Annotated in this window: 7 protein-coding genes; all 7 read right to left on the reverse strand. The window is 70.7% G+C overall.

Annotated features, from left to right (window positions below; translation table 11 throughout):
• Positions 1-11: 11 nt before the first annotated feature.
• The gene (locus tag E1286_RS28825; protein WP_132617412.1) at positions 12-962 is read right to left on the reverse strand and encodes a D-2-hydroxyacid dehydrogenase; all 951 of its coding nucleotides are present in this window, start codon (positions 960-962) and stop codon (positions 12-14) included.
• A complete protein-coding gene (locus E1286_RS28830; RefSeq protein WP_132617414.1) occupies positions 959-1,846 on the reverse strand; it encodes a carbohydrate ABC transporter permease in 888 nt (295 codons plus the stop codon). The genes E1286_RS28825 and E1286_RS28830 overlap by 4 nt, the downstream gene beginning before the upstream one ends.
• Positions 1,846-2,760, reverse strand: a complete 915-nt coding sequence (locus tag E1286_RS28835; RefSeq protein ID WP_246075271.1) for a carbohydrate ABC transporter permease — start codon at positions 2,758-2,760, stop codon at positions 1,846-1,848. The genes E1286_RS28830 and E1286_RS28835 overlap by 1 nt, the downstream gene beginning before the upstream one ends.
• Positions 2,761-2,803: 43 nt before the next feature.
• The gene (locus tag E1286_RS28840; RefSeq protein WP_132617416.1) at positions 2,804-4,099 is read right to left on the reverse strand and encodes an ABC transporter substrate-binding protein; all 1,296 of its coding nucleotides are present in this window, start codon (positions 4,097-4,099) and stop codon (positions 2,804-2,806) included.
• Positions 4,100-4,232: 133 nt separating this feature from the next.
• Positions 4,233-6,218, reverse strand: a complete 1,986-nt coding sequence (locus E1286_RS28845) for an alpha-amylase family protein (RefSeq protein ID WP_132617418.1) — start codon at positions 6,216-6,218, stop codon at positions 4,233-4,235.
• Positions 6,215-8,338 (reverse strand): alpha-amylase family protein, encoded by a 2,124-nt coding sequence (locus E1286_RS28850; RefSeq protein ID WP_132617420.1) that lies wholly within the window; start codon positions 8,336-8,338, stop codon positions 6,215-6,217. Before E1286_RS28850 ends, E1286_RS28845 begins: the two co-directional genes overlap by 4 nt.
• A 110-nt stretch (positions 8,339-8,448) precedes the next feature.
• On the reverse strand, positions 8,449-8,996 hold a 548-nt coding region (locus E1286_RS28855; RefSeq protein WP_132617422.1), incomplete at its 5' end, for an anti-sigma factor.

Consider the following 8,996-nt stretch of genomic DNA (forward strand, 5'->3'; position numbering starts at 1 on the left):
TATACTCGCTTTCAATAACCCGCGGCCTTGTCCACGATGTTGCGCAGCGGCTCCCCCTTGCTGAAGCGGCCGAGGTTGTCCGCCAGGATGTCGAGCCCCCGACGCGCGGTCGCCTGGGTCGTCGCGCCATTGTGCGGGGTGATGATGACGTTGGGAAGGCCCCAGAAAGGGCTTTCCGGCGGCAGCGGCTCCACTCCGTGCGCGTCGAGCCCCGCGCCGGCGATCCGGCGCCGGCGCAGGGCGTCGAGAAGCGCCTCGTCGTCGGCGATGCCGCCGCGCGACACGCAGACGAAGAACGCGGTGGGCCGCATCGCCTCGAACGCGGCGCGGTCGAACACGCCCTTGGTGGCCGCGGTCAGCGGCGCGGTGACGACGACGAAGTCGCACGCGGCGAGGAAGCGGTGGAACTCCTCGGGCGCGAACATCTCGTCCACCGCCGGATCGGGCGAGCACGTACGGCGCCGCATGCCGAGCACCCGCATGTGGCACGCCTTGGCCTTGCGCGCCAGATCCAGGCCCGACCCGCCGAGCCCGAACAGGCCGACGCTCCGTCCGGCCAGTTCGTCGTGCGTGAACCGGTCCCAGCGCCGGTCGGCCTGCGCGCGCAGCCAGCGCGGCACGTCGCGGTTCAGCATCATCATCAGCAGCATGGCGTGCTCGGCGAGGGGGATCGCGCCGTTGCCGGTCGCCGAGGTGAGCACCACGTCGCTCGCCAGCATGCCGGGCGACAACGCGGTGTCCACGCCGGCGGCCGGGCTGTGCACCCACCGCAGCCGCCGTGCCGCGGCGAGCAGGTCGTCCGGCACGTGCCCGGCGATCGCGTCCGCGGTCTCGACCAGGCTGGGGACGGCGGTCAGGTCGGGCACGAACTCGACCCGAGCGCCGGGGGCCGACCGGCGCAGCAGCTCCCGTTCGGCCTCGTCGTGCCACCCGGTCACCAGGATCGTGAGGGTCTCGCTCATTTGAGCCCCGTGGTGGCGATGCCCCGGATCAGGTGCTTCTGGGCGAACGCGAAGAAGGCCAGCACCGGGAGGAGCGACACCAGCGACATCGCGAAGAGCATGCCGACGCCGTCCTGGCTCTGCGAGTCGACCATGGAGCTGAGCGCGACCGACACCGTGAACATCTTCGGCGAGGTGAGGTAGATCAGCGGGACGAAGAAGTCGTTCCAGGTCCAGATGAACGTGAAGATCGTCGTGGTGACCAGTGCCGGGCGCATGAGCGGCAGGATCAGGTACCAGAAGGTGCGGAACGGACCGGAGCCGTCGATCCAGGCCGCGCGGTCGAGGTCGCGCGGGATCGTCCGGATGAACTGCACCATGAGGTAGACGAAGAACGCGTCGGTGGCCAGGAACTTCGGGATGAGCAGCGGGAAGTACGTGTTCACCATGCCCAGCTGCGAGAAGAAGATGTACTGCGGGATCACCAGCACGTGCAGCGGCAGCATCACCGAGGCCAGCGTGACGGCGAGGTAGACCTTGCGCATCCGGAACTCCAGCCGCGCCAGGGCGTAGGCGGTCAGCGCGCAGGAGAACAGGTTGCCGACGATGGACCCCACGCTGACCAGCAGCGAGTTCACCAGGAACACGCTGAACGGCCGGTTCAGCGCGTTCCAGCCCTGGACGAAGTTGTCGAAGGTCAGGTCCTGCGGGATCAGGCCCGGCTGGGTGAGGATCAGGTGGCTCGGCTTGAACGCGCTGACCGCCATCCACACCAGCGGGTAGACCATGAGCAGCACGAAGACGCCGAGCCCGAGGTGCTTGAGCAGGTCGCGCGACCTGCGTCGCCGGGTGTGCGCCCGGGCGGACGAACGGGTGGAGTCGATGGGCGCGGTCGCGGTCGTCATCAGTCGTCTCCGTAGAAGACCCAGTACTTCGACAGGATGAAGTGGATCGCCGTCACGATCGCGACGGCGATCATCAGCACCCAGGCCAGCGCCGAGGCGTAGCCCATGTCGAAGTTCGCGAATCCCTGTTGGTAGATGTACAGCGTGTAGAAGAGCGTGGAGTTGGCCGGCCCGCCCGTGCCTCCGCTCACCACGTGGGCCTGGGTGAACGCCTGGAACGCGCCGATCGTCTGCAGGATCAGGTTGAAGAAGATGATCGGCGTGAGCAGCGGGACGGTGATGTGGGTGAACTGCCGCACGACCGTGGCGCCGTCGACCTTGGCCGCCTCGTACAGCTCCTCGGGGATCTGCCGGAGACCCGCCAGGAAGATCACCATCGGCGAGCCGAAGGTCCACACGTTGAGCACGACGAGGGTGGACAGCGCCGTGGCGGGGTTCTGCAGCCAGCTCTCGCCGTGGATGCCGAACAACCCGAGGGCCTGGTTGATCAGCCCTTCGTCGCCGAAGATCTGCCGCCACAGGATCGCGATGGCGACGCTGGTGCCGAGCAGCGACGGCAGGTAGAAGGCGCTGCGGTAGAAGGCGAGCCCGCGCAGCCCCCGGTCCAGGATCAGCGCGAGCAGCAGGGCGAAGGCCAGTTGCAGGGGGATGGAGACGAAGACGTAGACCAGGGTGACCCTGACGGAGGCCCAGAAGTACGCGTCGGAGAACATCCGCTGGAAGTTCTCCAAGCCGTTGAACTCGGGCGAGCTGAGGATGTTGTAGTCGGTGAACGCCAGGTACAGCGAGGCGAACAGCGGAATGGCGGTGACCAGCAGCAGACCGAGCCACCACGGGATGAGGAAGATGTGCGCGGCCAGGCCCTGGCTGTGCAGTTTGGACGCTCTCGGGCGCCTTGACCTTGTCGTCGCCACGGCGACCTCCAGTCGGGGTTGAGCTGCTCGGGCGCGGCGCGCGTCACTTGGCCCGATCGATGCCGGCCTGGACCTCTTCGATGAACCTGGCCGACCCGGCGCGGACGGTGGTCCTGCCGAGGGCGATCTCCTCGGCCACCCGGGCCATGGCGGTGCGCCAGGTGTTCGTGCCGGGCGGCGCCTCGTAGCGCGGCCGCCGCTCGGCCTCCTGGTCGGCCTGCACCACCTTGAGCATCTCCGTCTCGTCCGCACTGGCGAAGTCGTACGACTGCTTGAGCACCTCCGGGTTGACCGGCGCGCCCATCGTCAGGCCGACGACCTTGAGCATCTCGACGGTGTTGGTGTTGTAGTCGATGAGCTTGCCGGCGGCCTCGACCTTGTCCGCGTCGATGCCCTGGTAGATCGCCATCCGCGGGTAGTAGAGGAACTTGTGGCCCGCCTGCGCCCCGGGCGCGATCGGCACGGCCCGCTCCTTGAAGGTGTGGTCGGGGAACATCTTGGCGTCGTCGATGATGTGGTTGGAGTTGGCGACCTTGCCCAGCACCTTCTCGCCGACCAGGGACCAGTCGGGGCTCATCCCCTCCTGCTCGCTGAGCGTCAGGACGGCGCCGGCCTTGAGCAGCTTCTCCCACCAGTCGAACCAGCTGCTGACGCCGTCCACGGTGAAGCCGATACGGCCGTCCTGGGTCCACAACTGCTCACCGCGCTGCCGCAGCCACGCCTCGAACGGCAGGTCGGCGTCCGCCTCGTACGGCGATCCCTTGCGCCCCTTGGGGTTGTCCTTGGTGTAGTCGACGAGCAGCTCCGCCCACGCGTCCCAGGTCCACTCGCCCTCGCCGGAGGGCAGCTCGACGCCGTCCTCCTCGGCGAACGACTGGTTCCAGCGGATGACCGGGACGAAGATGCCGAACGGCATGGTGTTCAGCTTGCCGTCGAGCTTGAAGGACTCCAGGGCGGTGCTGTCGTAGGCCGCCAGGTCGAGCGTGGAGATGCCCTGGAGGTCGCGGTAGAGGTTGTTCTTGGCGTACGTCATCACCTGCGCCGAGGCGATCCAGAAGATGTCGGCGACGTCCCTGGCTGCCATCTGGGTGGTCATCCGCTCCTGGAACGCCTCGTACTCGGCGAACTCCGGCTCGACCTGGATGCCGGGGTTCTTGGCGCTGAACTCCTTGAGGGCCTTCGTGTAGTTCTGCTGACGGACGTTGTTGCCCCACCAGGCGTAGCGCAGCGAGGTGGCCCCGCCCGCCGCACCGTCGCCGCCGCCGCATCCGGCCAGGCCGACGGCGGCCGCGCCCGCCAGCGCCAGCTTGAGGAACCCCCGGCGATCGACTTCGTTCATCACTGCCTCTCCCGTCGTCGCTCACAGTGGGCGGGCCGCCGCAGTGCGGCATCCCGGTGAAGCTTTAGTGTTCATTTGCCTGACCTGACAGTCAATAGATCGTGAATACTTGCCTGACAATTCCACAGCGGATCTACCGCGTGACGACGAGCACCTCGAACAGCCCGAGCTCGGGCAGCCGGACCCGGGTGCCGCCCGGCCCGCTCTCGGTGGTGAGCGGGCGGTCCGCGCGCAGCGCCCGGACGGACCAGCCCTCCCCCGCCCACGGCAGGGTCAGCCACGACTGCGGGATCGGCAGCGGGCGAGTGAACCGCTGGGAGGCGTCCCCCGAACGGTTCAGCAGGTGGATCACACGCCCGGCGGCCGAGCGGCCGACGACGATCTCGACCTGCTCGGGCAGGTCCGTCTCCACCTCGATGCCGCGGCCGGCCGCCCGTAGCGCGCGGTCCGCGAAGTGGTCGCGGTGCGCGCTGAGGCCGGCCTCCCGGTAGCCCCTGCCGACCGTCCACGGCAGCACCGCGCCCACGCCTTCGCCATGGGCGGCGCACACCCAGCCGGGATGGTCCAGCTCGTCGTGTCCGTGGCACTTCTCCGGCGGTCCGTACGGCGCCCGCGACAGCGCGAAGAGCCCGGTCTCGGCTCCCGGACGCGGCTCCACCACGTGGAACGCGCCGACCACCGACACCGGGAAACCCCAGGGCCGGCCGGGAGCGGGCGCGTCGCGAAGGTGCAGCGAACGGGTCGCCTCCTCCGAGTCGCGGCTGGACAGGCGTCTGGCGACCGGCAGGCACCGCAGTTGTACGGCGTCCGCGTCGAACCCGGACGAGCCGGTCGCCAGCACGACTCCGCCCGCCGCGGCATGACCGTCGAGCGCCGCCACCGCCCCGGCGGAGAGCGGGCCGAGGTCGGGCAGGACCACGAGCCGGTATCGCGCCGTCCGAGTGACGCCGAGCTTGTCCTCCGGCAGCACGTCGAAGGGGATGTGCCGCTCCAGCAGCGCCAGGTAGAGCCCCTGGAACTCCGCCGTCGCCGCCGCCAGGCGCTCGCCCCGGAGCTTGAGCGGGTCGGGCCGCACCAGCAGCGTCGCCGCCTCGGACGCGAGGTCCCGGTAGACCTCGGCGTGGTCCCGGTGGAAGCGCGTGATCCGCCCGGCGACCTCCAGGCACTCGTACGCGCTGTCGTCGGGCGTGCCCATGATGTAGGTGGACGGGATCGCGCCACGGGAGATGGCCTGCACCAGGTACTGCGCGAAGTGGTGCGGCTCCTCCCCCGCCAGCCGGTACGGCATGTCCACGAACCCGACCGCGTTGACCAGCACCGGGACATCCGGCCGGTAGGACTTGGCGGCGCTGACGTGCTCGCTGGTGCGGTGGTGCCACAGCGGCCGGCCGACGGCGTTGTTGGCCTCGTGGAAGACGATGTCGGCGTGCTCGCCGAGGATCAGGGCCGCCGACGGCCGCCGGGCGGCGATCGCCGCCCGGACGCGCGCGTTGAGGTCCTCCAGTCTCTCCCGCGCGAAGCGCTGCCACCGCGGGTAGGCGGGCGAGTCGGGCCCGGTGGGCAGGGCGTCCCCGAACGCGCGGGCGCACGCCAGGCACTGGCACACGCCCCAGTACCTGCGGCTGTAGTCGATCTCGTTGTACGACATCCAGTTCAGGAAGAAGCCGTCCACCTCGTAGCGGTCGAGGACCTCGGCGAGCACCTCGAACAGCTTGACCTGGTAGTAGTCCCCGCTGGGGCAGACGCTGGTCAGGCCGTTGTAGATCTGCGCCCGGCCGGCGGCGTCCACGAAACACCACTCCGGGTGCCGCTCCGCGCGACGGCGGTCGATCTTGGAGAAGTCCATGCGGGCCAGCACCCGCACACCGCGCCGGCGCGCCGCCGCCACGGCGTCGCCGACCAGGTCGCCCGACGGGCGCGCGGCGAGGGCGGGGTTACGCGTCTGGAAGTCCAGGTCCGTCGGATAGTTCGACAGGATGCCGCCGACGCTGAGCAGCCAGGTGTCCGCGCCGAAGCCCTGGATGTGGTCGAGCACCCGCTCGACGTCCAGACCGGCGTCCACCTCGCGAAGGTTTGTCTGGAACGTCCGGAACGGCTCCCGCCACCAGACGCGCGTCACGAGTGGCCCCACGAGACGTGCACGACCTCGACGAGCCCCAGGTCGGGCACCAAAACCTCGGCGTGCCCGCCGTCGGTCGTCACCTTGACCTCGGTGCCGGCGACCAGCAGCCGCGCCGCGACGTCACGCGCGCCCTCGGGCAGCCGCACCGTGACGGTCTGCGCGGGCAGCGGGAGCGTCTCCCTGATGGCACCGCGCATGGCCATCGGGTTGCTCAGGTTGACGAGGGTGACGGCGATCCCGCCGTCGTCACGGCGGACGGCGACGTCCACCAGGCCGGGCCCGCGGACGGTCGTCTCGGGCTCGTCGCCGAGCGCCCACAGGACGGCGTTGCCGATCAGGCGTCCGTGGTCGGCCTGGAGCGCCTCCCAGAAGATCGAGCCGATGTCGAAGGGAAGGTGGACGACGCGGCCCCCGCCCGGCGCCTGCCGTACGACGACGGCCGGCAGGTCGGGCGCCTGCCGGACGTACACCTCCTCCATCGGCAGGTCGGGGAAGTCGGGGACGAAGCGGAACGGCACGCGGGCGCCCTCGCGCGCCCGCACCCCGAGCAGGCGGGTGCCGCCGATGATCCGGGTGGCCCCGCCGAAGCCCGCGTTGACCGGGTGCTCGTCCATGAGGCTGATGTAGTTGTTCTTCACCGGGCCGCGGGCGGGCGTGAGCAGGTCGGTGCCGAAGACGTCGGCGAGACCGAAGTTCGGCCGCCGCTCGCCGTTCTCGTCGTAGAGGGACGACTCGTGCGCGGCCACCAGCCCGCCGCCGGAGGCGACGTACGCGCGGATCACCTGGCACTGCTCGTCGCTCAGCCGGTCGGCGTTCGCGAGGACCAGCACCTTGTGGCGGCGCAGCCGCTCCGGCGTCAGAGCCTGGTCGGCGATCAGCTCGAACGGGATGCGCGCCTCGACCAGCGCCTGGTAGAAGCCGTCCTCGTCGGCGAACGCGGCGGCGCCCGAGCCGGTCGGCGGCCGGTCGGTCCTGTTGGGATCGAGCAGCGCGACCTCGGCGGTGATCTCCATCCCCGACAGGACCGGCTCAAGGTCGGCGTGCAGGTTGAACGCCTCCACGACGGCCGGCACCCAGCGCGGGTCGGAGACCGTGGCGTTGAACTTGGTGAACCAGGGGCGGGCGCCCTGGGCGAAGCCGTCCACGATCCAGGTCTTGGTCTCCTCGGGCGGCGCCACCGAGTCCTTCCAGCGGTACTTGTGCTCAGGACCGACCGAGGTGATGAGCACCACCGGCCGATCGGGGAACAGGGCCCGGCTGCGCTTGGCGACCCGGCCGGCGAACCACGGCGGCTGGATGCCCGAGCGGCCCTGCTTGTCGACGACGAACAGCGGATAGTGCCTGCGGATCAGGTCGCGGTCGAGGTCGCGGGCCGCGAGGCTGCCCAGGTTGGGGATGAACCGGGAGTGCGGCCGCAGGTCCCTGACCGCGCCGTCCCACAGGGCGACCAGCTCGCTCAGCTTGCGCCGCCGCCACGCGACGTAGGCCGGCCAGGCGGGGTCGGTGAAGTCGTTCTCCTTCAGCGGCAGGTCGAGCCCCGTCTCGTCGCGGAAGGACCGGCGCGCGTCCTCGCTGTAGGAGATCCCCGCGTAGCCCTCCCAGCGGTTGGCGAAGATCGCGTCCACGTCGTACTCCCGCACGATCTCGCGAGCCACCTCGGTGACGAACTCCCGGTGGTAGCCGGTGAACGCGCAGCTCAGCCAGATCCCGGGATACGCCCAGTGCTCGACCGGGCGCCCTTCCGCGTCGCGCGCCAGCCACTCCGGGTGGGCCTGCGCCGCGTCGGCGTGCATGGCGTGCGGGTCCACCCGTGCCATCACGTGCATGCCGAGCCCGCGGGCCGCCTCCACGAGCGCCCCGAAGGGGTCGCCGTCGCCGAGGTGCCTGCTGCGGTAGTGGTACGGAACGCGCGTCGGGTAGTAGGCGATGTAACCGCCGGCGCTGACGCACACGGCGTTGGACCTGCTGTCGCGCATCAGTCCGGTCCAGAAGTCCACGTCGAAGTGGAGCGGGTCGTCCTCGGCCAGGGTGAGCTGCGTCCAGCGCGTCGCGGCTACCGGCCAGTCGTGGCGCGCCGTCCGTGACTCATCGGCCGCTTCCGTCGCACGTGTTCCCATCGTGACACCTTTCCGTCGGTCGACGACCCCCGAGAGAGGTCTCCGGCGATTGTTATACAAGAATGCAGGACCGACAAGAGCGCATGCTTCTCGGAACGTGGCGGACGCGGTCAGGCGTCCGGGAGCGCCGCCAGGAGGACAGGCGGGGTCGTGGGGCTGTCCGAGCCGCCGGCGGGCTCGACCGTGAGGGCCACGTGACCGTCACCGGGCCCGGCGGGGAGCACCACGGGGGTGGTGGTCTCGTCCTCGGCCCCGCCCTCGCCGAGGAGGCCGCCCGGGCGCGGGCCGTCCGGCCCCATCAGCCACAGCTCGTACGTGCGGCCGACCGGCAGTTCGGGCAGGCCCGACGAGGCGAACACCATCCGTCCCATCGCCCGGGAGATCACGACCGTGCCGGTGCCGCCGGAGGTCGCCGGGTGGCGTACCGTCTCGGCGTCGGGCGCAGCCAGGACGGCGGCCAGCTCCGCGTTCCGGGCGGTGAGGTCGCCGAGGTCACGACGGGCGTCGAGCGCGAGGACCCCCAGCGCGACGGCCGCCGCCACGGCGACCGCCGCCACCCCGGCCGGCACCCTCCCCCGTCTCTGCCGCCTCCGCCGGCGCGGGCCGCGCTCCTCCTCGCCCAGGAGCGCGGCCTCGCCTTCCGCGAGCGAGCGGCGGG

The sequence above is a fragment of the Nonomuraea terrae genome (assembly GCF_004348995.1).
In the GTDB taxonomy this organism is placed as follows: domain Bacteria; phylum Actinomycetota; class Actinomycetes; order Streptosporangiales; family Streptosporangiaceae; genus Nonomuraea; species Nonomuraea terrae.